The organism is Streptomyces sp. NPDC037083, assembly GCF_055606485.1.
This window is the reverse complement of the sequence record NZ_JBVJSQ010000018.1, coordinates 122202-148585: the sequence shown is the minus strand read 5'-3', so window position 1 is coordinate 148585 and position 26384 is coordinate 122202. Positions and strand designations below refer to the sequence as shown.

Here is a 26384-nt window from a genome sequence, read left to right as displayed (position 1 = left end):
CCTGGCGCCGACGACGCCAGTATCAAGCCCGCCGCAGTCACTACAAACGACGCGGACACAGCCCCTGAAAACTGCCCAGCACTCAGAACAGACACCGTTGCAGTACTAGGCCAGCATCCCCCCAAGGCCGACGTTCTCCGAGAACCTCCCGGGCCGCCGACTGCGGTGACCGCGCCAGCTGCTCGATGACGACTTGGTCGTCGTCGACGCCATCGACCGGCCGCATGTGCTCCGCAGTGCGCACCCACACCCGGTACTCGGCGTCGTCGTCCACTCCCCGCCGCGTCTGGCTAGCCCAGCAGCGCCTCGACGACGGTGGTAGCGGCCCTGCGGACAGCCCCCTGCGCAGTGTGCCCCCGGCCTCGTGCGGCCTCGGCGGCCGGGGGTGGCCGAGACCTGGGAGAAGCGAGGTCGCATGAGGGAGCCTGCGACCGCCCCCGGTTCGTGATCACGTCACAGGGGCCCGGCGGCGCCGTCCACGAGGCCCGGTCTGCTTCCTCGGTCCGGAAGCACCGGACCGGTCACTGCTTCCGCCTCGGACCTCGCCCTTGACGATAGGCAGGTGAATGCCTGCATAATGATGAGTGTGAGCCTCGAAGCAAAAGTGATGGACTCGGTGTTCAAGGCGCTGGCCGATCCCACCCGGCGGCTCCTGCTCGACCGACTGCGCGAGCAGAGCGGGCAGACGCTGCGCGAACTGTGCGAGCGCCTGAACATGGCGCGCCAGTCGGTGACGCAGCACCTGGACATCCTCGAGCGGGCCGACCTCGTCACCGTCGTACGGCGCGGCCGGGAGCGACTGCACTACCTCAACCCGGTGCCCATCCACGAGATCGAGGAGCGTTGGATCTCCGGATTCGACAAGCCCCGCCTCCAAGCACTCAGCGCCATCAAGCACCAGGCAGAGGAGTACGCCATGACCAACGCACCCACACCGGTGCCGGACTACGTCTACGTCACCTACATCCGTGCCAGTGCGCAACAGGTGTGGCAAGCCCTGACGGACGCCGACCTGACGGCGCGCTATTGGGGACACGCCAACCTCTCCGACTGGCAGCCGGGGTCGGCATGGGAACACCGGCGAACCGACGGGTCGGGCAGGATCGACGTGGTGGGCCGTGTCCTGGAGACCGTGCCGCCGACCCGGCTGGTGATCACCTTCGACGACGCCCCCGATGCCGAGTCGCCGAGGGAGCCGTCGGTCGTCACCTTCCTCGTCGAACCGCATCAGGACATCGTTCGCCTCACCGTCACCCACGAGAACCTCCCCAACCAGGAGATGCTGCGCGGCATCTCGGCCGGCTGGCCGGCCGTGCTCGCGAACCTCAAGTCGATGCTGGAGACCGGCGAGGTCCTGCCGCAGGCACCCTGGGAGATGTCACCGGCCCACACCTGAAACGCGCCTCTCGCCCTCTTCGCACACGCCCGCACAAAGAGGTGCACCACATGCTGGACACCGCCCCACTCCAGGACGCCTATCGCGCACTGCTCGCCGCCGCAGCCACGGTGGCCGAAGCCGGCGACCCCGGCCCCGCCCCGCCAGAGGGTGAGTGGAACGCCGACCAGATCCTCGCGCACGTCTCTCTCATCAGCGCCACCACCATCGCCGCCGTCGCAGGTGTCGCAGCGGGAACCCACACGACCTACGACAACCGGATCGCCCTCGACGTCTGGACCATCGAGCAGACCATCACGCACGCGGGCGGGAACGCCGGGCTTCGGCACCGCATCAGCGGCCAGGCAGCCGCCCTGTGCTCACTCGCCGGAGGGACGGCGCTCAGCGACGCCGAGCTCAGCACCCTTGCACCCGCACGGCTCCTGTCCCATGACACCCTCCTGGTCGACCATCCTCTGTCGCTGCGTGACATCGTCACCGGACTGGCGGAGGCAGAACTGCCCGGTCACACGGAACAGCTCCTCGCCCTCCTCCCCGACGGGGCCGAGGCCACGCGGTAACCGCGCCGATGCGGAGGCAGACGTCCACGCGCTCGCACGGCCGAAAGGGGGGCAGCCGCCAAGAAGGACGCGCAGAAGACGTCGGCGCACCAAACGCGATGCCATGCATCCGGACGGCCTCGCAGTGAGGAAGAAGGGGCAGCGCTCCTGTCCTACGTTTCCCCCGAGCCGGGGCGGGAGCCCGTCGTCGAAGCGATGGACGGGGCCAAAGCGTGAGCCTGATCGCTGCCGGCCCCCGTGACGAGAGTCGAGGGGGGACACGCGACGCGCGTCCCCCCTCGGATCGTCTGACGGCGCTGAGGTCAGTCGGAGGCGAAGTAGTCGACGATGTGGCGGGCTACCTCGTCCAGTGCGTCAAGGACGTACTCACGGGGCTCCGGCCCCGACTCCTGGACACGCAATGCCATCCCCTCGCCTAGAAGGCGGAACACCCGGTCGTCCTGCCGGGGCGGAGGGGTGGTGAACCGGAGTTCGCCGTAGCTGATCTCCGGAAAGAAACTCCGCAACTCGGCGTAGGGGGCCAGACGAACAAGCAGCTTCTGGCCGCCCGTGGGGCAGTCCGAAGCCAGCAGGATGTTCCATTGGGCTTCGGCGACCGTTCCTTCCGCGAACGCACGCGCCAGCCTGCCCGGCTCCATGAAGGGGTGGGCCGACACGAAGGCGTCGAGGGGCTCGCCGCTTTGCCAGGCGGCCGCCGCCCGAAGCGCCTCGTCGATGTCCTCCGTCGCTCCCGCTGCCCACTCGACGACCTCGGGCTCGTAGATCTTTACCCCGAAGAACCTCTCCTGGGCCCCGACGTAGATCGAGACGATGCCGCGGTCGGTGGCGAGCTGCGCCCGGCCGAACGCGTCGACGAACCCGTCGAGTGGCAGTCCGAGAGCGGAGGCGCTGCGCTGCAGCGCCCTGGCCAGGCCTTCGGACAGGTCGAGGTCGGGGTAGAGCACGGTCGGATCCCATGAGTCTTTCGGCGGCCTGTTGCTACTCATCCCAGGGAACCGACCCTTCGCAATTGCACAAGGTGAACTTGCTCTCGACGGGACCCAGCTTGCCGAACGAGGACCAGTCCGGCTCCGGGGGCCGTGGCACTTCGACGATCTCTCCGCCCTTGCCCGCATCGTAGAAGTGCACGGAATCCCAGGAACGCTGGCCATTGGCCACCGCTCTGGCGATCCAGCTCATCTCGAGTTCCGTGGCCTTGCCTCCTTGGAGACCGTTGGCCACAGCACCGTTGAAGTCGGTCTCCCACCCCTTCATGTTGACGCGGAGGGTGACGTTGGGATCGCCGATCATTCGCTCCACGGGGACCTTCCACCCGTCGTCGGGGTTGTTCAGCATGTGGGTGTAGCTGTTCTTCTCCGCCCACTCCCCGGTTCCCATGGTGCGCCAGCCGAGGGCGAGATCGCAGTTGTGCACCAGTACCGGGGTGGAACCGGCGAGCACATAGTACGTGTGGAGGTCCTCGACGGTGAGGTTGTACATGTCGGCCTCGCCCGCCTGGAGCCGCACGCCGACCAGCCGGGCGCGGCCGTTGTCGGCGGTGCTGAGATCGTGGCCCGCGGTGAGCTTGCCGGCCTGGATCCACGTGTGTGCCGTGGCGTCCCAGAACGGATGCTCGGAGGTGGTGTTGATGGTGACGGCACGGCCCTGCTTGTCACGCACCCTCAGGTCGACCAGGTCCGTGTCACGGTGCCACCCTTGAGCGGTGACCGTGCGCGGACCTCGGCGTTTGCCCGTCTTCGGGTCGGCCGCCTCCACCTTGTCACCGGGCTTGATCTTCCCGATCTCCTTGGTGCCCCCGCCCTTCAGGAGCACGCGGGTCGAGGAGGTGAAGCTGCACAGAATCCGCCCGGCCTTGCTCATCGCGCCGATGAACCTGGTGGCGCCCCTGGCGACGCCGCCGGCGTCCGCCGAGGACATGGCCATGCCGAGGGTGTCGCACTTGTCCTGATTGTTGTTGAACGCGCACTGGTACCAGGGTTCGAGCATCGTCATGTCACCGAAGGCCGACATGACGGTCTTCAGGAGCTGTTTGTCGGAGTCGATCTCCGCCTGGGTGTAGCAGGTGTCGTACTTCGGGAGCGGCAGAACCGGATTCCCGAAGCACTTCGACGGCTTGAAGAAGTAGTTGTAGAGCTTCTTCGCCTCCTTCTGCCGCTTCTTCCTGAAGTACTCCTCCGTGGCCTTGTTGGCCTTGTTGACCTTCTCGATGTTCTTCTTCACGCACGCCGAGTCGCAGCTGTTGTCCTTGTGGCCGCACAGCTCGGGGTTGGCGTCGCACTTCGTGCGGCCCGTCGGATCGCTGTAGGTGACCGGGTTGTTCTCCGTGTAGCTGTACCCGTTCATCTGCTGCGGGTCGTTGGAGTCCATGACAGGGTCGACGCTGATGAAGCGGCCGGTCGCCATGTCGTACTCGCGGGCGCCGAGGTGGGTCAGCCCGGTCGTGGTGTCGTCGGTGCCGCCGATGAAGCCCTTCTGGCCGGGCCAGGAAGCCGGCGCCTGGCCGCGAGCGGCGCCGAAGGGTGTGGAGCGGCGCTGTTGCATCGTCAGGTCGGTGGCGGCGACGGCGAGTTCGGAGGTGCCGTGGTGGTCGCCGATGAGGAAGGTCAGCTTGCCGTCGTCGGTGCGGATCGCCTGGTTGCCGCCGCCGAGGTCGTAGTAGCGCGTGGCCCTGGGGGTGGTGGTGTTCTTGGTGAGGGTGATCTCGGTGGAGCCGAGGTAGAGCGTGGTGTCGGCGTCGGTGCGGCGGATCAGACGGTTGCCGTCGGCGTCGTAGACGTAGGAGGTGGTCGTGGTCCCCTCGGTGACCTTGGCGAGGCGCCCCTCGGCATCCCAGTCGAGGGTCTGCCGGTCACCGCCGAGGGTGCGGGTGTGGGTGTTGCCGACCCGGTCGTACGTGTAGCTGTCGATCGCCGTGCCGGTGGGCCCGGCGGTGGTGACCTGGGTCAGGCCGTGCGGCTGCGGGGACTTCGGCGGGGGGTAGTCGTAGGTGCGTTTGACGTCCTTGGCGGCGTCGCCGGTGGTGGCGTGGAGCGTCTCGGTGCGCCGGTTGCCGGTGGCGTCGTAGGTGTACGACTGCCAGTAGGGCGCGGGTCCGCCGAGCAGTGACCCGGCGGTGGCCGAGCAGCCGGTGGCGCCCTGGGCCCAGGCCTCGGTGAGACGGCCGAGGTGGTCGTAGCGGAAGCACTGGTTGTCAGTGCCGTCGCGCGACACGTCGCTGATCGAGGTGACGTTGCCGGCCTCGTCGTAGCCGTACGTGGACGACTTGTCGACGCCGGGCACGCCTTCGCGGTCGACCCGCGTGTTGTCCAGGCGCTGGGCGCCCCACTGGTAGGTGTTGGTGACCTGGGTCTTCTTGCCGCCGCTCTGGTAGGTGAACTGCAGCGGCTTGCCGGTGTAGCTGTAGGCGGTGCCGGTGATGTAGGTGACGCCGCCCGTGCCGGAGAGCGTGACCGGGCGCAGGACGTCGTCGTATGTCGGGGTGAGGACGTCGGAGGCGAGGCTGCCTGCCGCCGGGTAGCTGCTCGACTGGACGGTGCCGTCGAGGTTGTACTTGATGTTCGACTGGTAGGCCCCGGCCAGGGCGCCTTCGGACGACGGGATCGTGGTCGTCACGCGGTTGGGGCGGTAGAGCGTGTCGTAGATGTTGTACGTGGTGGTGTACGCGCTGCCGCTCGCGCCGCCGACGTAGCGGGTGGCGGAGGCCGGCCGGCCCTCGTTGCCGGCGGGGTCCCAGACGTGCTTGGTCAGCAGCGGGCCGGTGGCGGTGCCGTCGTGGGTCTCCAGCTCACGGCCCAGGCCGTCGTAGACGTGGGTGATGGTCTGTTTCGGCTCGCGGTCGTCGGTGCTGGTGAGCAGCAGATTGCGGTCGTCGTAGGTGTAGGTGGCCTCGCCCTTGTCGGGGTCCTTCACGCCGGTTCTGTTGCCCCGCTGGTCGTAGCTGTACGTCCACTGGTTGCCGACGGGGTCGGTGACCGCGGCCAGCTGCCCGGCGGCGTTGTAGTCGTAGTGAGTCGTGGACGGGGTTCCGGTCGCGGTGGCGGCGTCGTACTGCAGCAGGTCGGTGGTGCGACCGCGGGCGTCGGTGACCGTGGTGCTCGGGGTGCCCCCGGCCGGCGGGGTGACCGTGGTGCGGTCGCCGCCGTAGCTGGTGCTGGTGGTGGCGAGCACCTTACCGCCGTCGCCGTTGCCGGCCACCTGCTGGGACTTGGTGACGCGGCCCAGGCCGTCGTAGGTGTTCCAGGTCTGGCTCTCCACCGCCAGGGCGTTGTCGAGCTTCAGCAGGACGGTGGAGGGTGCGTCGGTGTTGTAGTACGGCGCGAAGACCTTGGCCGTCAGGCCGCGTTCGTCGTAGAAGACGTCGTTGATCAGCCTGCCGCCGGAGGGGCCGGGGGCCTGGGTCTGGCGGGTCCGCAGAAAGCCGTCGTACAGCGTGTACGAGGTGCGCTGCCCGCCGTCGTTCTTCAGCGTCCTGGTGGCCACCGCCACCGGCTTGCCGTCGGCGATGGTGTACTCGAACTCGTAGTTCGGGGTCTGGTTGTTGGCCTGGGAGCGGTCGGGCAGCCAGATCCTCAGGCTGCGGCCGAGGGCGTCGTAAGCGGTGTCGGTCCGCTTGTTGTTGGTGTCCAGCACGGTCACGGGCAGTCCGCGCAGCGTGTCGTACGTGGTCTTGCTGGTCTGGGCGGTCGAGGCGGTGCCCGGGGTGGCCGGCGGGGTGGTCGTGGTGACCGTGGTGGGGAAGCCGGTGGTCGGGGTGTACGCCGTGGTCGTCGTCCGGCCGTCGCTGCGGTCGGTGCGCACGGGGGCGCCGGTCTGGGTCGCGGTGACCGTGCCGGTGATGTCGGTGCTGGTGAGCTGGCGGCCGTAGGCGGCGTCGTAGGTGACGCCGGACTCCAGGTAGGTGGCGGTGGTCCCGTTGTGCGACTTCAGGCTTGCGATGTGCGTGGGGTCGCCCTTGACGGGGGCGGCGTTGTACGCCTGGCCGTCGTAGGCGGTGCGGATGTCGGAGAGCACGTTCTTGGCGCGGTCCGGGGTGGTGTCGCACTTGACGGCCACGGTTTCGACCCGCGAGGGCTTGGTGAGGATCCAGGCGGCGGCGTTGTCGACGTAACTGGTGCGGGTGCACTGGTCGTCGGCCGCGGTGGCGGTGTCACCGAACTCATCCAGTTGGGTGACCCGTCCGGCGGTGTTCTCGTGGGTGTTGGTCTGGTACGTCTGCCGCCACTTGACGCCCACGCCGTCGTCGAGCGAGGTCCAGGTGCGCACGGAGGCGGTGCCGGTCAGGTTCGCGGTGGTGGTGCCCCAGGACCGGACGCGGCTGGCCGTCTGGTGGTGCCAGGGCGTGCTGACGGTCTTCTCCAGCACCCGGCCGCCGGGACCGCTGTAGTCCTCGGTCTTGTACTCGAAGCCGGCTGCGGAGTCGTGGTCGGTGATGGTGCCGCCGCTGTCGTCGGAGACCGAGACGGACTTGGTGCCGTCGGCGGTGGCCGGGCCGTTGCGGTCGCCGTCCATGCCGCGCAGGAACCAGTGGTCGGTCTGCGACTTCATGCCGACCGGGTCCTGGCCGCCGGTGCGTTCGCGGACATGGGCGTAGCCGCGCCACTGCGACCAGGTCTTGTACTTCTCCTTGGTCAGGCCGTCGTCGTCGGCGAAGTGCCAGGCCGCGCCGTCGAGGTAGTCGTAGCGGGTGACCATGTCCGGCGAGGACTTGGTGCGGTCGGTCTCGGTGACCGACTCCACCACGTACTTGTTGAACCACTGCAGGGTCGGGTCGGCGTCGCCGGACTTGGTGAAGTAGACCGGGTAGCAGCGGGTGGTGTTGCTCTGCGGGGTCGGCAGGTTGCCCGCGTCGCAGGCAGCCGCGGAGTAGTTGACGTCGATCTGGCCGCCGGACTCGTCGGCGACGGTGGACAGGCGCTCCTTGATGAACGGCGCGGTGTCGTCACCGGCGATGTCGAGCCGGTTGGCGTCCTGGTGGTAGCCGAAGGTGACCTTGGGCAGGGTGATCTCGGGGGTGGCCGACCTGCCGGTGTGCTGGATCGAGTCGAGCAGCAGCTGGTAGTCGATGTCCGCCGTGCCCCAGCGGTGGCCCAGCGTCCAGGTGTCGATCGGGGCGTAGGTGCCGTCCGCCTTCAACACCTGCGTGGTGACCGCCGTCAGCCGCTTGCGGGTCCAAAAGCTCGGGGAGGCGGACTTGGTGCAGTCCTGCCCGGACTTGCAGTTCAGGTCCCACGGCGTGTCGTACCAGTAGAACTTCTTGTCGTCGATGGTCGAGGCGTCGCAGGTCACGCCGGTCTGCGGCAGGCAGCGCTCGGCCGAGGTGAACGCGACCCGGGCCAGGGCCTTGGTCGAGTAGACGGTGTCCTTGCGCAGGCCGTACTCGATCCGGTCCAGGTAGCCGCCGCGGTCGTAGGCCGTCTCGTCGGCGACCGTGAGGTTGCGGGCGTAGTAGTTGGATTCCTTCTTGTAGTAGTAGGCGATCGCGTTGCCGTGGACGTCGACGGCGTAGTCGAGGTTCCAGCGGTACGCCTGCCGGCACCAGGAGTCGGCGAAGGCGGCGGCGTGGCAGGGTTCGCCCTCGTCGTCGCCGTAGACGGGAGTGGTCCAGGTGGAGTCGGTGGTGTCCTTGCCCGAGGCCCAGCCGGGCAGGCGGTTGTAGCCGAAGAAGTACTGGGTGCCGTCGGTCGTGGTGACCTTCCAGTACTCGTCGTTGCGGGCGCCGTTGGAGCGGACGTCGGTGCTGGTGCCGTAGACGCGCTGGACCTTGGTGCCGTCGTCGCCCTTGATTCTGAAGCTGTCGGTGCCGTCCGGGACGAGCTCGCCGGCCCGCCCGCCGAACGAGATGGTCGCGTTGTCGTACGCCCAGCACAGGTCGCCGGGCTTGTTGCCGTCGGCGTTCTTCACGTCGTCGTCGGCGCAGCCCTTGTAGCTGCGCTCGATGGAGCCGGGCCACAGGTTGAAGCCGTCGCCCGTCCAGGAGGACTGGTTGTTGGTCGAGGACGTACGGCCGTCGATGGCGCCGGAGGAGTAGGACAGGCCCACGTTGGGCGCGAACTTGCCCGGCACGCCCGGCACGGGCATGTCGTACGACCAGGAGAAGGTGCCCGAGTTCAAGCTCGTCGACCAGGTCGCGGAGGGGGACAGCTGGCTGGCGGTGTAGTCGCCGTGGTCGCCGGCGGCGCCGTCGGCGGCGGCCGTGGTCGCCGCCAGCATCATCGGTTCGGCGCCCGGAAGGGTGACGTTGCCGGACAGCCTGGTCCCGTCGTTGCGGGCGTCGACCGGCGTTTGCGTGCGGCACTGCGGGCGCTGCGGGGTCGTGGCGGCGCAGGCGGGCAGCCGCACCAGCTTCAGCCGGCCGGCGTAGTCACCGCCGTACGCCTGCGCGAAGGCGGAAGTGTCGACGCTGACGCCGACCTGGGCGCCCCGGGCGCCGGTGGCGCGCCGCACGGAGAACAGCAGGCCCTCGACACCGGTCTTCCGGGCGGCCTGAGCCTCCAGCACGCGTACGGTCGCGGCGCCCGACAACGCGGTCGGCGTGTTCTTGGCCGCGGGCGCCGTCAGCGACACCGGCAGCGTTCCGGCCCGCCGCGTGTCCGGCTTGTCTCCCGGTCGCAGGGTCACCGTGGCCGACCCGGCCCTGGGCGACGCGTGCCGCGGAGCCGCGGCCGGCGCTGTGCGCTGTCCGTCCGTCCCTCGCGGTCGTGACGTCACCGGGTGCCCGGACAGCGCCTTCTCCGAGGCCGGGACCTTCGGCATGTCGTCCGCCTGCGCCGGCGGCGTGAACGCCCCCTGCAGCAGTGTTCCGACCAGCACTGTGGACACGGTCACGGCGATTCTCCGCCGCGCTCTCGTCCAGCTCCGTTCAGTCAAGATCATGTGTGTTTTCCCCCTTCACCCGCTGGTTCTTTTCGATGCCACAGCACCTCGGCGGCCGCACCGCGACTGCGGCCGCCCCGCGCAGCGACCCGCGCCCGTCCGTCAAGTGCGCAGGCGCGGGCATGATGGCCACCCGTGCGCGGGGGGAGCGGGCCGTCGGGCCCGCGTCCCCCGCGCCGGTCGTGCCCGCTGTTACGGGCCGGGGACCGTGGCCAGGTCCGTGCCGTTGGCCAGCCGGGCGATCTGCTCGTCGGAGGCCACGCCCTGGAGCGTCCACACGTCGTCGATCACGCCGGGCCAGTACTCGCCCCACGTGCCGTCGGACCTGCCACGTCCGAGCTGAAGGCCGGCGGTGGCGTTGAACGGCAGGACGTTGGAGTTCCAGGACACCGAGTCGGTGCAGCCCGCGACGTCCGGGCTGCCGTTCTCGTCGCTGTCCGCGCAGACGACCTGCTCCAGGTTGCCGTCGACGTACAGCCGCATCTGATCGGCGAAGGCGTCGTAGACCACCGCCAGATGGTTCCAACTCGTGTTGTTCATGAAGTTGGGATGCTCGGCCGTCGCCACGGTCGTGCCCTTGACGTCGGAGCCCGGCATCGCCAGCTGCCAGCGGCCGGCGTTCGCCGGATCGGTGGCACTGGGCACGTAGCGCACCGCGAAGCCGCTGTTGACCGAGCCCGCCTGCGAGAACACGGTCACCGGATGATCCGGCCGGGCCGCCGTGCTCACCCACGCGGCGGCGGTGAAGCTGGTCCCGGTGGAGACGGGCGAGGTGGCCGTGGCGGCGTAGTCGCCGTTGCCGTCCAGCAGCAACCCGCCGGCGCCCACGTAGTTGGAGTTGCCGGAGGCGTCGATGGAGGCGTTGCCGCCCAGCGTCAGCGTCCGCCTGCCCGAGGAGTCGTCGGGGGAGGCGAGGGGCGTGCCGGTCCCGGAGTCGAGCTTCCAACGGCCCTGTACGACCGGACGGGCCTTGTTCAGCTCCTTCACCTCGTCCCCGGACAGTGCCCGGTCGAACAGCCGGACGTCGTCCAGGTCGCCCTTGAGGAAGGCCTGGGGGCCGCCGGTCGCCTTGTAGCCCACGGTGACGGGGCCGGTGGCGAGCCAGGGGGTGGTGAAGGGCTCGGTGTCCTTCAGTGTGCCGTCGACGTAGAGCCGGATCTCACCGGCGTCGTAGTCGTAGACGCCCACGACATGCGTCCACTCCCCGAGGCGGGCGGCGGCGCAGTTGACGTTCGGGTCACAGGCGTTCTGCCGGGCCCGCGCCAACGTGGCGCCGGTAGAGTCGGAACCGGCGCGCAGGAAGACCCAGCCGCCGAGTGCTGAGGAGTGGACCAGCTCGAAGCCCGGGACGGCGGCGCTTCCCTGGGTCACCGCCATCATCGCCCGGCTCTCCTTGTCCTTGGGCAGCCTGGCCCAGACGGAGACCGCGAAGCTCTGATAGGTGTCCAGCACCGGCTGCGAGGTGATCACACCGTCGTCGACGCCGTCGAAGGTCGCCGCCGTGCCGTCGACGCCCGCGGAGCCCAGCACGGCTCCACCGTTGACGGTCGCGGTCACCTCCTGCGACCGGCCGACGGCCGCGGTTGCCGAGGCCTCCTCGTTCAGCGGCCAGACCACCTTCGCCGGACGGTTGGTGTTCACCGGCTGCCTGGCGTACAGGCGGCCGATCTGAGCGTCGGTGAGCTGGTAGTCGAAGAGCTGCGCCTCGTCCAGATCACCGGTGAAGAAGTTGCTCAGCGTGCCGTAGTGCTGGGCCGCGCCGAGCAGGGTACGGCCGCGGGAGTCCCACGGGGTGGTGAACGCCGCGCTGCCGACCAGCGTGCCGTTGACGTACAGCCGCATCTGCTCCTTGGGGTTGTCGAAGACGCCGACCAGGTGGGTCCAGGCGCCCAGCCGTGCCGCGGCGCAGGCGGTGTCGCCGGTCGGGCAGGCGGGCTGTGAGGCGCGTGAGACGCCCGGGGACGAGGCGTCGACGCTGTGCCGCAGGAACTGCCAGCCGCCCAGCGCGGGGGAGTAGTAGATCTCGAAGCCGCTGGTGTTGGCGCCGGCCTGGGAGAGGGCCACGACCGAGGCGGCGGGCTGGGTGGCGGGCAGCTTGGCCCACGTCGACACCGAGAAGCTCTTGCCCGTGTTGAGCACCGGGGAGGTGGTGGCGGCGTAGTCGTCGACGCCGTCGAAGTGCAGGCCGTGGCCCGAGACGCCCTCTCCACCCGGCGTCGCGCCGTTGAGCTGGGCGGGCCATTCCCCGCCCGTGCCGCTGACCGTGGCCGAGCCGGCCGTCTCGTCGAGCTTCATGTTCAGCCGGTCGGGCTGACCGGCGTTGACCCGGAACTGGTAGGTGCGGATCTCACTGCCGTTGCCGGCGGTGTCGAAGGCCTGCGCCGTGATGAAGTTGACGCCGGATCTCGTCGGCATGAACTTCGTCGTCTGCGCGGCGCCACCGGAGGTGGTCAGCGTGTGGGCGCTGGTGGGGTCGCCGTTGATGCCGAACCAGTACTTGGACACGTCCGTGGACGAGGAGTCGATGGTGAAGGCGCCGTACCGGCCGACCCCGTCCAGCCACGGGTCGTTGGGGTCCTCGGGGTCCGAGGCCGGGTACTGCGTGGACTTGATCGAGGGACCGGCGGGCACACTCGTGTCGTAGACGAACAGGCAGTCGGTCGCCGAACCCGCATAGCTCCACGGCGACCACTGCGCGCTGTCGTAGGAGCGCGCGTGCCAGCCGACGGACTTGTTCTTGGGGATGCTTGTCGGCAGCGAGACCACGAAGTCGGAACCCGACTTCTTGTAGGTCGTCCGGGCCGAAGTCCAGTGTGCCGTGTAGCCCTTGCCGTCACCGCTGTCCCAGGATGCCTGGAACTGCACGGCGATGTTGTCGCCGTCCGGGTCCGTCACGTCGTTCGCCCGGATCGTGGGCAGGATGCGGACCCGCTTGGCCGTCGAGGAGCAGGCGCCGCCGGGGTCCTGCGTCAGCTGCGACATACGGATCTGCGTCGGCGGACGGTTGTACTGCACCCGCAGCCACGCGTCGTCGGAGAACCGCTTCCACGACAGGACGTCGTTCTCGTCCCGGGCCTTCAGCCCGAACGTCGTGGTCGACCAGCCGTTGGCAGCCGCCTGTTGCACCGCGCGCAGCGCCCAGAACTCCACACTGCCGCCCGGGCAGTCACCGTTCCAGCCCTTCGCCTCGCTCAGCGTCTTCTGCAGATCGACCCAGAAGCCGTCGGCGGACTGCGTGTTCCACGTGGTGGAGGAGCTGATGCCCTTGGTGCGCCACAGCTGCACGTCGGTCTTGGTGCAGCTGTAGGAGTGCGTCTCGTTGACCACGAACTCCGCCGACAGGATCGACTTGCCCGCGAAGCGTGAGGTCGGGATCGTGTAGAAGATCCGCTTGACGTCCTCGGGCGCGCAGCGCGCGTCACCCGCGCAGTAGCCCATGCCCGAGTCGGAGTTGCCGTTGAACTTCCACTGCGGGGACGAGGCCCAGTAGCGGGAGGCGAAGGTCCAGCTGCCCGCCTTGGGGGAGTACCACTGCGGGTCGATGTAGACCGGGAACGTGGCGTTCTTCAGCAGCTTCTGATCCGGCTTCAGCACCAGCGCGTCGTCGGCCGAGGGGACGCTCACGCCGATCGGTGCGACTTTCGCGGACTCGCCGGGCCCGTGCGACGGATCGGCGGACTTGGCCGGCTTGGCGGCCGCGGTGCGTGCGGGCGTGGTCGACGCGCCCTTGCTGGAGTCCCACATCATCGGCCGCGGTGCCTCGAAGACCGAACCGCCTGCGCCCTTGTCGACCGCGGCGAGGCCGCCGTCCGGCGTTTTGCGTACGTCCATGCCGTCCGCGTTCATCGCCAGCCGCAGTTCGGCCAGCTTCGGATTCGCCGCCGCTTGCGCAGACTTGACGACCAAGACCTCCGAGGCGCCGTCGACGCTCGCCTTCACCTGAAGGTCCACATCCTTCAGCACCGAGGGATAGGTCGCGGTGTCACCGTCGATCACCGGTTCCGGCAGCGCCGTCGGCCAGGACAGGGACAGTTTGCGGCCCGCCCGCTCCAGCGTGATCAGCGGCTGCTTCCTCCCACCGCCGGAGAACGCGATGCCCACCGTCGCCGCCTTGGGCGCGATGCTGCCGTCCGCGCGCTTCTCCAGCGTGGCGTCGACCGCTTTCCAGGCGCCGTCCACCCGCGCCCGCACCGGACGCAGATGTTCCACGGCCTCGAAATTGCCGTTGGGCAGGGCGTACGTCTCACTGGATTCCCCACGCAGTGAGGCGATCTCCACCTTCTTCTTCGAACGCTCGGCCTGATCGAAGGCGGCGCTCTCGGTGTCCCTCGCAGACGTGGACTGCTGGGTCACCTCCTGCCGGGCCCGGGGAGCGGCGACCGCCGTCCCCATGGCGGCCGGCATCACTGCGCTCAGCAACGTCAGACCTGTTATGGCGCTCACCGCGCGTACAGCGGCGCGGCCCCGTCTCGGAACCCTCATCCCCGCGGTCCTCCCCCGGACTCATGGCCGACAAAACGATCAAGCAATCGCCCGTCGAACGTAAAGGGAGGACAACATCCGGTCCAGGAAAATAGATAGGCAAATCCTGGGATTTGACCGACAAACTCTGCGAAGAATCCATGTGACGCCCATCACAGCGCCAATTCCTCGCTATGCGCCCGCCGGAAAATGAAAGCACATGCCGAAATGAAAAAGAACCCAAGGTGAACACTTCATGGACATGACGGCGCTCCGCGTCGCATTCACGCCCGGCGTGGCGAGTGGCGAGCGGCGACGCCGGGGACTGCTTCAGGCCGGTTGATCGCCCGGTCGTCGGTGTTGCGCTCCTTCCAGCGGTCCCGTCGAAGCCGGGCGGCCGTGCTTGCTCACGTGGAGCTTGCCGGCGAACCCGCCCCGCGAGTCACCCGGGCCCTGGCCTCCAGCACACGTCCACCGGGCGGGCGATCAGCCTCTGGCACGGCGTATCGCCCTGGTGTTGCGCCTCTTCAGCGCCCCTTTGGCGTGAGTGCCGGCGGCGGCTCGGTCCGAGCCGCCGCCGGCGTGCCGATGAGCGCCCACGACGGTGGCATCCACCGCGACGTCTCAGTCGATCTCCCTGCCGCGTAGGCCGCAGCCCAGGAGCTGCCGGGGCGGATGCTCTCCCGTCCCGTCGGTCGGCCCACGGCCGATGGCGTGCATAGACGGTTCCTCCATGGCACGGACGGTTCGGGCAGGTCACGTCACTGCGTCCCGGTCCGCCCTAGGTGCAGGATCCCGTCGATCACCTGTCGGTGGTCCCGCCGCCGGCCGCAATGGCTGTTGCTGACCGGCAGGATCGGGCGCATTCTTGGCTCTCAGCTTCTGCCGGAACACTCGCGTCTTCCATGCCGAGGTCCCCCTGCCGTCTCTCTCGTCATTTGCGCCAGAACAAGTGGTGCGTCACGCCGCTCGAACTCGGCACGATCTCCATGTGGAACCGGTCCAGCAGCTCTTCGGGCGAGTTCCAGAGACGTAGCCCGGACCCGAGCTTCACCGGTGAGACGACCACATGCAGTGTGTCGACGAGATCGGCGTCCAAGAATTCCCGGATGGTGCTCACGCCGCCGCCGAGCCGGACGTCCTTGCCCTGCGCTGCCTCCCGTGCCTGCGCGAGAACGGTGGCTGGGTCGCCGTCCACGAAATGGAACGTGGTGTCGGAGAGCGTGAACGATGGCCTCTTGTGGTGAGTCAGGACGAACACCGGCGTGTGGAAGGGCGGCTCGTCACCCCACCAGCCGCGCCACTCGTGGTCGCGCCACTCGCCGCGCTGGGGTCCGAACTTGTTGCGGCCCATGATCTCGGCACCGATGTTGTGGTTGAAGTCCCGGGCGAAGTAGTCGTCGAGGCCCCGGCTTCCCCCGGGGTCGGTGCGGTTGGGCCAGCTCGCCGTGGCGCCGGCCCAGGCGAAGAGCTTTCCCGGATCGATGGCGTGGCCGAAAGGCTGTTCCAGGCTCTGGTCCTCACCGGCGGCGATGCCGTCGCTCGAGATGGTGAAGTTCTGCACTCGCAGCAACTGATCCACGTGCTCCCTCATCATGTTCTGTCGCCTCCTCGTATGGGCGATGCGTCCTACATCAGGATGTCGAACGGGACGTGGCCGGATCGACAGCGGCGGCTGAGTTCTTCCAAAGCGTGCCCCGCGCGACCGTTCGACTGCGCCGTTCGGCGGCACCTTCTGCCCACCGGAGCGGTACCGGGCCGCCAGGAATCACGCGTGATCCCGGCGGGCAGGCGTTGGTGCTGGGTCGCGGGGGCCGCGAACGGTCTGTCGAGGACGCACCCCGGGGGCAGGTGGTGCGCCGGGGGGCGATGGGCGAGACACAGTGCATGTCGGCATGTCCGGGCCGGGCTCCGCGCGGACCCCCGGGCGGGCGTGCCACGGGCTCGATCGTGGGTAAGGCGTACCCGTCCAGGAACCCCAGCTCTGTTGATCTTGCAGGTGTGGCACCGCTGACCTGCGGGGTGACTGGTTGAACTGCGACTGACTGTGGAACGGCGAAGCGTCACGGAAGAACCTTGGGCGGTGCCGCTGGCGCGTCTCATGGATCATGGCGAGGGTGATGCCGCCTGGCCAGGGCCTTATCAGGACGGCGAGACGCTTGACGCCCGGTTTCGCACTGAAGGCGGCAGTTTCCTGGCCAGGGGCCGCAGCAGTGATGCGTTCAGGAAGGATGTCGCCGCTGACGATCCTGGAGCTGCCGACGGGCGGTCGACCAGACGACCTCGAACTCATTGGCCGACAGCGACTGCGGGTTGTGCCCCTCCCACTGAGAGATGGGTGGTTCGGCGGTCACACCGTAGACGCACTCGTATTCAACCAACCGGCCGTCCCTTTGAGCCTCTTGCCACTCGGCCAGCGAGGCAGCGGCCAATGCCTTGTTTCCGGGTTCTCGCAACTCGACTTGCCGGATCACGTATCCATTGGTGTCCAGCTCGAAGTAGAACCAGACGGCTTCCTCGTCCCAGAAGCAGCGAAGCCAGCGCGTCACTGGTTCACCGCGTCGAAGGGTTCGTCGTGCCAGCGCCAGCCGGCGGTGCCGTCGTCGTGGATGTGCAGCATGAACTCCGCGACCGGGCTGCCGTCGGGGAACGTCATGGTGAGCGCATTGCGGATCTGGGTGTAACAGGTGTCGGCCTGCTCCCAGTCCTCCTCGTCGACAGCCCGCTCTTGCTCGGTGAAGAGAGGACGGAACTCTTCAAAGCCAGGGAGCGTCTCGACTTCGGCGTAGGTCCAGGGCATGTCTGCGCCGGTCACGGTCAGCCGGGCGATCTCCTGGTCGCCGTGGTGAAGCCGCCAAAAACTGCCGGTGGTCAGGTGCGGGTTGGTCATGTCCCCATGATGGCGATCACCACTGACAGGCGGTGAGTGGAATCACGGCACCTTCTCGGTCATGGGCACGACCATCTTCCGCAGCGGAGGCTGACGCGGTGCGATGTTGAGTCGCTGTGCGGCTTCGGTGGGCAACTGGGGATGGTCTCGCCAGTGTGGCGGGGCGAACAGGTCGGTGAGGACGACCGCTTCGCGGGCGTCGATGAAGTACCGGACGGTGGCCGTTGGCCCGGCCGGACAGCCCGGCCCGGCCGGGCCCGTTCTCTGTCTGGCCTGAGCCCTGGCCTGGGACATGGCCAGGGCCAAAACCCTGGCCATGGGCGCGACGATCGTGGCCTCGATGCCCCTGGTACCACTCGGAGTTTCTCCGTAACGAGTGATCCTCCGGTCTGGGCAATCTGGTTGTTGGGACAGGGGGATGAGCGCGTGAGGTTGTCGGGCCCGGACCGGTGGGTCAAGTGGTGTTGCCGAGGCGGTGTGTGGTGACGGGAGTGGTGGTGCGGTTGCCGGTGGTGGGGTCGATGCCGAAGCGGCCACTGGCGCCTGGGACGGCGTTGCCAGTGAGGTCGTAGAGGTGGTCTAGGACCGCGTGTCGGTCGGGCAGGCCGGTGGCACGGGTGGCTTTGCGAACAGCGGTCGCGACGGTCACGACGGCGTCGTGGGCGAGTACGGCGCCGTAGCCGCGGGTTGCGTGGCCGGGGTGGAAGGTCTGTCCGTGGTGGTCGCCGCTGAAGGCCTGCAGGAAGTCCCGGTACAGCGCGTGGTCGCCATTGGATGAACTGCTCAGGGCGTCGGAGTCGGGCAGGGAGGGGTAGAGCACCGTGATGGGCGCCTCGGGCTGGTGCAGGCCGGCCAGGGTCACGCCGCTCAGGCCGGCGGTACCGGATCCGGTGACGACCGTGATGGGTTGATTGTGGCAGCTGCGTTGGCTGAGTGCGGTGAGGAAAGCGGGCAGGTACGTCTCGGGGGCGGCGAAGTACACGGTGTCGATGGGACGGCCGGTGTAGCAGATGGCCCGCGTCAAGGCGGGCAAGGCGACGTCGAGACTGCCACGCGGGTCGAAAGTGAAGTCCGCGGCGGGGTCGAGGTGTTTCTTCAGCCCGGAAAGAGTGCGGAAGCCACGGTAGAGGGACTGCGCGTACAGGTCGGCGGTTCCGGACGTTCTGACAAGGGCGGCGGTGTGTGTGTCGCCCGCCAGTTCGTCAGCGGCCGCCGTGAGCAGCGTCCGGTTGGTGAAGCCGGCCCGGACCAGGCCGTTGATGCGCCCCTGGCCGTCGATGGTGCCGGTGGTGTCGAAGCCGTCGGCACTGGCGGTGTCGGCGACCATGGGGATGCCGGCCTCGCTCAGCTCACGCGCGGCCTGGACCGACTCCCGCCGGCCCGACCCCATGCCGGTGACAGCCACCAGATTCTTCTCGGCTTTCAACTGGTCGACGGTGTCCCTCCAGTAGCGCTCGTCGCTGCCCATGTTGGCCAGCAGCACGCGGATCTTGACCGTGCTGTCACTCGCGTTGGCCTGTTCGACGGCGGTATAGGCACCCTCGACCTCGTCGACGTACTGGTCTGATGTCAGGTCGCCCGTCGCGCCCTTGGACGTCAGCGGTGCCAGGAACGCGACCGTGACGTGGGGAACGGCCTGCACCTTGCGGTTCTCCGCGGCCATGGCCCTCAGCACCTGCCGCAGCTCGGAGCCGAAGACGTCGGAGTGGTCACTGCCGTCGGTGACGCCGATGCACTCCCCGTCGGGCCGCGCGACGAGCGCGGGGTTCAGCGTCCCGCAGCGCTGCTTCCTGAGGGCCTCGATCTGCCTGGTGCCCGCCTGATCGTGGAGGGGCTTCAGGCACCAGCTGGCAGCCAGGACGGCAAGTGCCGCGCACGCCGCGGCGACCGAGTGGTGATGCAGCCACCTCATCCAGCGCCCCGGCCGCTTCCGAACCGATGACCTGGCGTCAGGGGTGGACTGCGCCGTCCGCCAGGCATGCCGGTGAGAGGGGTGTTCCGTCTCTGCCCGCTCGCGGGCGGTGGGTGCTGTCTGCCTTAGGAGGCGGACCACGATGTCCTTGCCGGCTTCTGCGTCCTCGCCCGGCTCGCTGAGGACGGTTGCCTCTGGCCCGGGCCGCGATACGGCGTGCGTGGCGCTGTCCAGCTCCAGCCAGGCCCGGCGCCAGGGCAGGCACTGGGGCGGCGTCAGGCCGCAGGCGTCCAGATAGCCGGCCACGAAGTCCCACGGAGGAAGCGCGTCCCGGTTCAGCACCAGGGAAGCGGCTGCCTGTGACCGCTTCGTGGCCGCGTCCGACGTCGTGGGCCCTTCGTCGAGTTGGGCCAGCGGGCTCCGCACGCGCACGATCCGTAGTTCCTTCAACTGCTCGCGGAACTGGCGCTGATCACGCACCCCCACAGCGCCAGGAGCGCCGGCAACCCGGGCAACTTGCTCCTGATCGGCGTGTTCGAGGCGCCTGTCGGGCGCGGCGGGGCCTACGCCGTCCCGGTGCGGCACACCGAAGGGTGCCGGGGACACCGGTCCATGCGTGACCACCGCCCACACCCCCACCGCCTCTTCGCGCAGCGTCTGCCGGACGTCATCCAGAACCGGAATCACCGGCAGGGACATGCGGGACCCGTCAAAGGCCGCCGTGTGTGAGACAGGCCCGCCTGCCGTGCTTGCAGCCCTGTCCAGAGCAGCCAGAGCATCCAGAGCGTCCTGGACGCCTGGCACGTGGTGGTGCAGTGCGATGTGGAGTCGGTGCCGGGCGTCGTCGACTTCGCCCTGCTCCAGGAGGTCCAGACCCTCAAGGTAGGCGTCGTGGCCGCGGACCGCGCAGTCGGCCTGCCGGTCCAGCTTCCGGCTTTCCTCCTCGGTGAGGCGGTCCAGGCTGTCCATGACCGCCGCGAAGCCGTGCGCGAGTTCGTTCTCCGGGACGTCGAAATGCCGCTGCCGGTCGTTGCCCTGAGTCACTTGTGCACCTCCTGTGGCACGGTGGCAGCACTCTGGTAGGACGTCAGGGACGGTAGCGCGCGCAACGCCGCCAGTCCGTCCTTGAGATGCTTCTTGACGGTGTTCTCGCTGACGCCCATCTCAGCCGCCGTGGTACGCACGCTCAAGTCCTCCAGATACCGCAGTGACAGCGCCTCCCGCTGCCGAGTCGGCAACGCAGCCAGGGCCTGCTGCAGGTCCCACGGCCGGCAGTCGCCGTCATCGGTCACGACCAGCCGTACTTTCACGGCCAGTTCCACCAGATCCTCGCCCGCCACGAGGAACTCCCGCCTGCCGGTGCGCTGCTTCCAGAAATCGGCGATGCGGCACCGGGCGATCGGATACAGCGCCTGCGCCGGATCGTCGTAGTCCGCCCGGAACACCTCGAACCGATTGAAGAAGAGCCGCCAGATCTCCTGGCACACGTCCTCCACCTCGCCCTGCCCCACGACCCGTCGCGCCACGAACTGCCGTAGCCGCGGGTGCCGTTCCCGGTAGAAGGCCTCCATAGCCTTGCGGTCCCTACCCCGTTGCGCATTCGGATGTGGGCTGCCCTCCTCAGCCGACGTCACGGGCACCGCCCCTCACCACGCCGCACACCGCCCCGCGCCAACCCAGGGCCGCCCTCGTCGGCACCCAGGTCCACCGACCATTCCGCGCCCCCACTGCGCTGTCGCACCCGCACCGCCCTCAGGTCACCGGCCAGTGCCCCCACCACCTCCACCATGGCCCGGCGCTGCTCCCTGGCCAGCCTCACCCGGTACCGGACCAACACGGCGACCAGACCACTCAGGCCGGCGGCCAGCCCTGCGGCCCCTCCCGAATCCAGCCACTGGAACACCTGGACCACCCGCCCTTTTTTGCCTACTCCGACCGCTGACACCCTCACATCGGCCGCAGATCGGAAACCAGGTACCGGCCACTCCAGGAATCACCCGAGAGAGGTACAGGTGCGAATGGCCGTTCGATTCCGCGGAATCGCCCTACGTCCGGTCGCGGGTCGAGGGCGGGCATGAGGAAGGCCACTGTGATCACGAAGGTGTGCGACGGAACGTCAACCCGCGGTGGCTGGGCAGGTGTTGATGATCGAGCTCCGGATGGGACGGGCCACGTCGGTTGGGGAGACCGGCTTTTCGTCGTCGCGCTCGGGGCGGTTGAGCTCAGTGTGGCGAACGCAACCGGTCCAGTTCGCTGCCGATCGCATCCCGCAGCACATCATGCTGCGACCCGAGCGTGAACGTCTGGTCACTCCACCGCTCACGCGGATACAGCCACACCGGCTTCCCCACCAGCTCGGCTGGCTCCCACTCGAACCGTGGCCAGACATGGGCATGCAAGAACGGATCAGCGTTCCCCAGGATTTCCAGGTTGACCCGGCGGAAACCAGGGTCCAGCTGCCGACAGGCCCGCTCAACCGCTTCTCCGAGTCGGTCCATGTCGGACAGAAATGTCAGCCGCTTGGCCCTCGGCAAGTCAGACAGCCGCTGAACGTTCAGTTCATCCACGAGGAGAACCGAGTAGCCCGGCAGGAACTGGACGTCGCCGATCACCGCAAATCCCGACTCGAGCCGCCGTAACACCGTCGGGTTCTCGCCCCGCAGAGCAGCCCCGATCCTGTCCATCCGCCAGTCACCAGTCATGGCCCGAACCTATCGGCGATCAAGATCTGCTCTTCGCTCCCCACCCTCCCCACTCGCTTCAAGAGCCAACGAAGCGAGGCGAGGAGCACCCCGGCCGATGCCCGGTATGCCGCGAGCAGGCTTGCCGCGTGCACAGTGCGTATCAACGGCCCCTGGGAGAAGGAATGTTGGGCTCACGCTGGGTCATCACCCGGCTGCGGGTGCGCCAGCCTTGCTGCGACCACAGGAGCTGTTCCCGCACGACCTTCGTTGAGCAGGTACGCGGGCTGTCGCTGGACGGCATCCCGCGAGGGAGTGCTACAGGAAGTCGAGAGGAGCCTCGCCGACCCGCTCAGCGCGGCGCGCGAGGAGGGCAAGGCTCGGGTCAACGTTTTCGTGAGCACCGTGCGCCGAGGTACCGGCCCGTTCTGCCGCGGCTCGAGTCGCTCGGCGTGACCGTGGATCGGTCCATCAAGGACCACGACCTTGAGTTGTTGCTGCACGGCGACCTGCAGGAGCTCGAAGCCGCCGCGATGACCGAGGGCCAGGGCGTCCAGCCGGTGCGCCGGCGTCGGTGTGGACGAAACGACCTGCAAGTTCTCGGCATCTGCCAGCATGTACGAGTAAGCCAGGCTCCGTTGATCTGCGGATCACCCGCTAGGGACCCTTCTTTCGGATCAGGGACCGACCCAGGGCGGCACACGCCGAGGCCGGTTCGGTCCGGCCCACGTCCACTGCGGTCGGCTTGCGTCGCCTCTGGGGCCAAGTCATCTACTCCGCAGCCACGATGCGCTCCACAGCGGCCGTCACCAGCTGCTCACGCTCTGCCTCGGTGAAGACGTCCGGCAGTGTCAGTTGCTCAACGATCAGCCAGTTCAGCGTGAGTATGAGCAGTTTGACCGCCGTGGCGTCGCCAGGGAGGCCGGAGGCCTCGTGATGGGCGACGTTGGCGTCGACATCGGCCCGGACTCGCTCAGTGAGGACCTTGCGCAGTTCGGGGCGGCGGGTGGCCTCAAGGCGAAGTTCCAGCAGCGCGAGGTAACCGGTGCGGAAGGAGGTGATGCGGCCGACGAGTTCGCGCATCAGCTCCGCATAGGTGTCCCGGTCGCGGCCGGCTGCCTGCTGGCGGGCGATCGTGGCCTCGTCGGGCTGGAGTCGCTCGTAGACCCGGGCGCCGGCCTGAGTGAACAGGTCGTCGCGGCTGGCGAAGTAGTTGGACGCGGTGCCGGCGGGTACGGCGGCCTCGGCATCCACGGCACGGAAAGTCAGGCCGCGTGCGCCTTCCCGGGCCAGCACCTCGATCGCCGCGTCAACGAGGGCTGCGCGCCGCTGGTCGTTCCGTCTCACCATTGACACCACTCCGGATGTAGTACTACGTTCAAACCACTTCAAACAGAGTACTACGTGTGGGGGTCACATGCGAAAGCTCGTGTACTACATCGGCGTCACGCTCGACGGTCGCATCGCCGGCCCCGGTGGCGAGTTCGACTTCTTTCCGCAGGGCGATGAGCAGCAGGCCGCCGCCTACTCGACCTGGATGAACGCGCTGTACCCGGATACCATCCCGACCGCATACCGCGCGGCCGTCGGCGTCGCCGACGCGCCCAACCGGCGTTTCGACACCGTCGTCATGGGCCTCGGTACCTACCGTCCTGCCCTCGACAACGGGATCACCAGCCCGTACGCGCACCTGCGCCAGTACGTCGTGTCCAGCACCCTCAAGTCGGACACCGACCCAGCCGTCACCGTCGTGCCGAGCGACCCACTGGCCCTCGTCCGCGAGCTCAAGGGCGAGGTGGACGCCGGCCTGGACATCTGGCTCTGCGGTGGCGGCCAGCTCGCGGGCGCTCTATTGCCAGAGATCGACGAGCTGCTGATCAAGACCTATCCGGTCGTTGCCGGGACCGGAATCGCGCTGGTCGACGGTGCCTTCGACCCCACCGCCTTCGACGTCGCCGAGCGCACCGCCTTCCCCAACGGGGTCACTCTCACCCGCCTCACCCGCCGCTGATTCGTGGAGTCACCTCGCTACCGGATGACTATGGCCGCCCGGGTGACGGCCTGCTGGTCGGGCACGCGAGGTGCGACGGAGCCTGGTACCCCGGCCCACGGGCGAGGGCCCCTTCATCTGGTTGGGTGGCAGTTCAAGTGTGGTGACTCAGTGGGGCGATATGCGCTTCGGCGTGCGTGAAGGAGGGGTCTGGTATCCAGCTCGGGACTGTCGAAAGAGGCGATGATTCACCGTCGCAGTGAGGCAGCGGCGGCAACGAGTGCGATGACGTGGTCGCGGTGGTCGTCTTCCCGGCGGGCGACGACGAGCCGGCTGGGGCCTGCGCCGGCGACGGGAACGCACACGATGCCCGGAGGGGCGGGTGCGATGAGTGAGCGGGGTACGACGGCGACGACCCGGCCGCTCCTGACCAGTGAGATGAGCTCGGCGGCATCGGAGATCTCGGGGCCGGTCCCGTCGTCGGGGACACCTGGCCACCGGGGGAAGACCTCGGCAGCGCAGGCTGCGCGATGGAGAGCCTGGCGGCAGCACGGCCGAAGTGCAGTTCCTCGGCGACAGCCACGAAATACCGCAGCTCCCTGATCTCCAGCACAACTCGGTTCCCAGCCTCGGGCGGTCCCTGGGAGCGATGGCTCGAAGTCCGCGCCGTGGCGGCCTCGACCCGCAATACTGTCGGCAGGCCGTGCAGCAACTTTGCGCTTTCTTCGACGAGACCGCTGAGGTCGTCGTCTCGCTGGACTGCGGGAGCTGATCATGACCGAGCGAGACATCATCCTCAACGAACTCGCCCAAGGCCTGCGCCCGATGTCACAGGGCACCGAGTGGTTCGACACCCACGGCCCGGAGGAGCAGGCTGAGGTGCTCCTGTTCCTGCGCCATCACTGCGTTCAGGCCCGCGCCGTCACCGAAGACGGACCGGAGAGCATCCGGCGTGCCGGGCTGCGCCCGACGCACACGCCCGCTGTTCTGGTCACCCGCGGCCCGATCGACCAGCAACTGGGGAAGATCGCCGCCCTCACCCCTGTCGATGAACGCCGCAAGGCGTTCCGGCTGCTGGTCGCGGTACTCGCGGTCGCGGACGAACGGCGACGCGAACGCTTCTGCTCCGGCGGATGCGGTCACTGGTGGCACAACCTGCCCGTCGCCGGCGGGTGATGACGGATCCACCGCGCCGCCCTTCTCCGCCTCTGGACTTCATCTGCGGCCAAGACGGGCCGACGGCAGTGCTCATGCGCGCGTGCCGTCGGCGTCGGAGCCGACCACCGCGCTCAGGGCCCGCAAGGCGTCATGGTATTGGTGACGATCGAACTGGAACGGACTGAATGCCACCTAGCCGCAGGTGTCCATGTAGAAGGCGAAAGCCTCCCGTAGCGGGGGTCGGTGCGCTCCGCGCCGACTGTCGCTCAGCTCATGTCGTCCGGCGGGGAGAGGGCGAGTAGGACCAGATGGCTTGCCCGCTGTAGTTCAAGGACCAGTGGTTGCCGGCTTTCAGGTGTTCCAGGACTGCTCGCTGCACGGGGGTGGTCGGGGTCAGGCGGAGGGCTGTTGGGCGGTCCGCAGGCGATTGTCCGAAGGCGTGTTCCAGTGCGTCTCGGTCGCCGGGTGTGAGGCCTGTCTTGTCTGCCGGACCGGGACCCCTGTTGTTGATGTACTGGTACGCGCTGGTGAAGCGCCGGATCTCGTGGTCCCGGGGGAAGAAGTCCGCAACAGCAGGGTCGTTGATCCAGCTGCCGAGATAGCACGGAATGCCCGTGTAGCCGAACGGCACTCCGTTCGCGTACCGGCGGGGGAGCCGGCGGAAGAAGTAGTGGAACTCGTGAGCCCAGGCCATGTCCGCGAGGATTCCGAACGGCTCTGTGCCGTAGGGCAGTCGTACGTCGATGAAGTCGTTCGACGCCCGGCAGTCGAAGCCGTCGAGGCGGTAGCGGCGGCCCTGGAACACCGGCAGGACGTAGTCGTCGAACGGGAAAGGAGGCTCGACCTCGGCTCCCGCTGCTTCCAGCGTCCTTCGCCGTACGGCCACCTTCTCTCCGAGGATGCCCAGGCTCGCCCACGAGACGTCGTCCGGCGTCTCCATGGTCGCATGCAGGGCGCGGACGTCCGGTACGACGGCGAGGCAGGCCAGCAGCGTGAGCCAACGGCCGGTCGGGCCGTGGTCGGTGAGGGCGGGGCGCGACGGCATGGGGGTGTCGAGGCCCATGCTGGCGCGCAGGGACGCGACCGTACGCTCCAGGAGCCAGAACCAGGGCGTACCGGCCTCGGTCGCCTTCTCCGCCGCCTCGGCCACCTCCGCCCGGTCCTCGGCCGGCACCCTCAACTGCGCCAGCAGGAAAGCAAGTTGGCGACCTGTGGGGATTTCGGCCCCAGCGGCGCCGACGGGGGTCCGCTCCAGCGCCTCCGTCCATTCACGGTGTTCCTCGCCCAGGCCCAGCGCCGCCCGGACCTCGGCCGCGTTCGCGCTCTCTTTTATCGTCATCACGACGATAATCGTAGATCATGGTGTTCCAAGTCCCGCAAGCGGCCGTCGTAGTGCGGCTGCCGGCGGCGCCCGCCACGGCGGATCGCTAGGGCGCGCAGCACACCTGGAGGATCCGTCTGTCC

The 26384-nt window shown here is 68.5% G+C and carries 17 protein-coding genes and 1 pseudogene; 4 read left to right on the top strand and 14 right to left on the bottom strand.

What is annotated here, in order from left to right; genetic code table 11:
* Positions 1 to 82: 82 nt before the first annotated feature.
* A complete protein-coding gene (locus ACZ7DE_RS36885) occupies positions 83 to 274 on the bottom strand; it encodes a hypothetical protein (protein WP_470768756.1) in 192 nt (63 codons plus the stop codon).
* A 333-nt stretch (positions 275 to 607) separates the two neighbouring features.
* Between ACZ7DE_RS36885 and ACZ7DE_RS36880 the strand changes: the two genes are divergently transcribed.
* The gene (locus ACZ7DE_RS36880; RefSeq protein WP_470768764.1) at positions 608 to 1396 is read left to right on the top strand and encodes an ArsR/SmtB family transcription factor; all 789 of its coding nucleotides are present in this window, start codon (positions 608 to 610) and stop codon (positions 1394 to 1396) included.
* 50 nt (positions 1397 to 1446) lie between these two features.
* Complete coding sequence (locus tag ACZ7DE_RS36875; protein ID WP_470768755.1) at positions 1447 to 1956, top strand: hypothetical protein; 510 nt, start codon at positions 1447 to 1449, stop codon at positions 1954 to 1956.
* A 302-nt stretch (positions 1957 to 2258) separates the two neighbouring features.
* On the opposite strand, the gene ACZ7DE_RS36870 is transcribed toward ACZ7DE_RS36875, so the two are convergent.
* From ACZ7DE_RS36870 to ACZ7DE_RS36820, 11 genes are all read right to left on the bottom strand, one after another.
* A complete protein-coding gene (locus ACZ7DE_RS36870) occupies positions 2259 to 2900 on the bottom strand; it encodes a hypothetical protein (RefSeq protein WP_470768754.1) in 642 nt (213 codons plus the stop codon).
* Between the two features lie 34 nt (positions 2901 to 2934).
* Positions 2935 to 9780 carry a polymorphic toxin-type HINT domain-containing protein gene (locus ACZ7DE_RS36865; protein ID WP_470768753.1) on the bottom strand — a complete coding sequence of 2282 codons (6846 nt, stop codon included), beginning with the start codon at positions 9778 to 9780 and terminating at the stop codon, positions 2935 to 2937.
* Positions 9781 to 10020: 240 nt separating this feature from the next.
* Positions 10021 to 14271: a LamG domain-containing protein gene (locus tag ACZ7DE_RS36860; RefSeq protein ID WP_470768752.1), complete on the bottom strand. Its 4251-nt coding sequence runs from the start codon at positions 14269 to 14271 to the stop codon at positions 10021 to 10023.
* A 952-nt stretch (positions 14272 to 15223) separates the two neighbouring features.
* Positions 15224 to 15871: a dihydrofolate reductase family protein gene (locus ACZ7DE_RS36855; protein ID WP_470768763.1), complete on the bottom strand. Its 648-nt coding sequence runs from the start codon at positions 15869 to 15871 to the stop codon at positions 15224 to 15226.
* Between the two features lie 640 nt (positions 15872 to 16511).
* Positions 16512 to 16838 carry a hypothetical protein gene (locus ACZ7DE_RS36850; RefSeq protein ID WP_470768751.1) on the bottom strand — a complete coding sequence of 109 codons (327 nt, stop codon included), beginning with the start codon at positions 16836 to 16838 and terminating at the stop codon, positions 16512 to 16514.
* Complete coding sequence (locus ACZ7DE_RS36845) at positions 16835 to 17179, bottom strand: hypothetical protein (RefSeq protein ID WP_470768750.1); 345 nt, start codon at positions 17177 to 17179, stop codon at positions 16835 to 16837. The genes ACZ7DE_RS36850 and ACZ7DE_RS36845 overlap by 4 nt, the downstream gene beginning before the upstream one ends.
* A 42-nt stretch (positions 17180 to 17221) precedes the next feature.
* On the bottom strand, positions 17222 to 17497 hold the full coding sequence (locus ACZ7DE_RS36840; RefSeq protein ID WP_470768749.1) for a hypothetical protein: 276 nt from the start codon (positions 17495 to 17497) through the stop codon (positions 17222 to 17224).
* Positions 17498 to 17633: 136 nt separating this feature from the next.
* Entirely contained in the window at positions 17634 to 20135 is a 2502-nt protein-coding gene (locus ACZ7DE_RS36835; protein ID WP_470768748.1) for an ABC transporter substrate-binding protein, read from the bottom strand.
* Positions 20132 to 20662, bottom strand: a complete 531-nt coding sequence (locus ACZ7DE_RS36830) for an RNA polymerase sigma factor (RefSeq protein WP_470768747.1) — start codon at positions 20660 to 20662, stop codon at positions 20132 to 20134. The genes ACZ7DE_RS36835 and ACZ7DE_RS36830 overlap by 4 nt, the downstream gene beginning before the upstream one ends.
* Before the next feature lie 651 nt (positions 20663 to 21313).
* A complete protein-coding gene (locus tag ACZ7DE_RS36825; protein ID WP_470768746.1) occupies positions 21314 to 21793 on the bottom strand; it encodes an HIT family protein in 480 nt (159 codons plus the stop codon).
* 750 nt (positions 21794 to 22543) lie between these two features.
* The gene (locus tag ACZ7DE_RS36820; protein ID WP_470768745.1) at positions 22544 to 23122 is read right to left on the bottom strand and encodes a TetR/AcrR family transcriptional regulator; all 579 of its coding nucleotides are present in this window, start codon (positions 23120 to 23122) and stop codon (positions 22544 to 22546) included.
* A 67-nt stretch (positions 23123 to 23189) separates the two neighbouring features.
* Here ACZ7DE_RS36820 and ACZ7DE_RS36815 point away from each other — a divergent pair, with 67 nt between their 5' ends.
* Positions 23190 to 23783 (top strand): dihydrofolate reductase family protein, encoded by a 594-nt coding sequence (locus ACZ7DE_RS36815; protein WP_470768744.1) that lies wholly within the window; start codon positions 23190 to 23192, stop codon positions 23781 to 23783.
* Positions 23784 to 24267: 484 nt separating this feature from the next.
* Here the strand turns inward: ACZ7DE_RS36815 and ACZ7DE_RS36810 are convergent.
* A pseudogene (locus ACZ7DE_RS36810) lies at positions 24268 to 24372 on the bottom strand (LysR family transcriptional regulator); the annotation flags it as partial.
* Between the two features lie 164 nt (positions 24373 to 24536).
* Between ACZ7DE_RS36810 and ACZ7DE_RS36805 the strand changes: the two are divergent.
* Positions 24537 to 24938, top strand: coding sequence for a DUF5958 family protein (locus ACZ7DE_RS36805; protein ID WP_470768743.1), 402 nt, complete (start codon positions 24537 to 24539; stop codon positions 24936 to 24938).
* Between the two features lie 253 nt (positions 24939 to 25191).
* Here ACZ7DE_RS36805 and ACZ7DE_RS36800 read toward each other — a convergent pair whose 3' ends face one another.
* The gene (locus tag ACZ7DE_RS36800) at positions 25192 to 26259 is read right to left on the bottom strand and encodes an acyltransferase domain-containing protein (RefSeq protein ID WP_470768762.1); all 1068 of its coding nucleotides are present in this window, start codon (positions 26257 to 26259) and stop codon (positions 25192 to 25194) included.
* Positions 26260 to 26384: the final 125 nt, after the last annotated feature.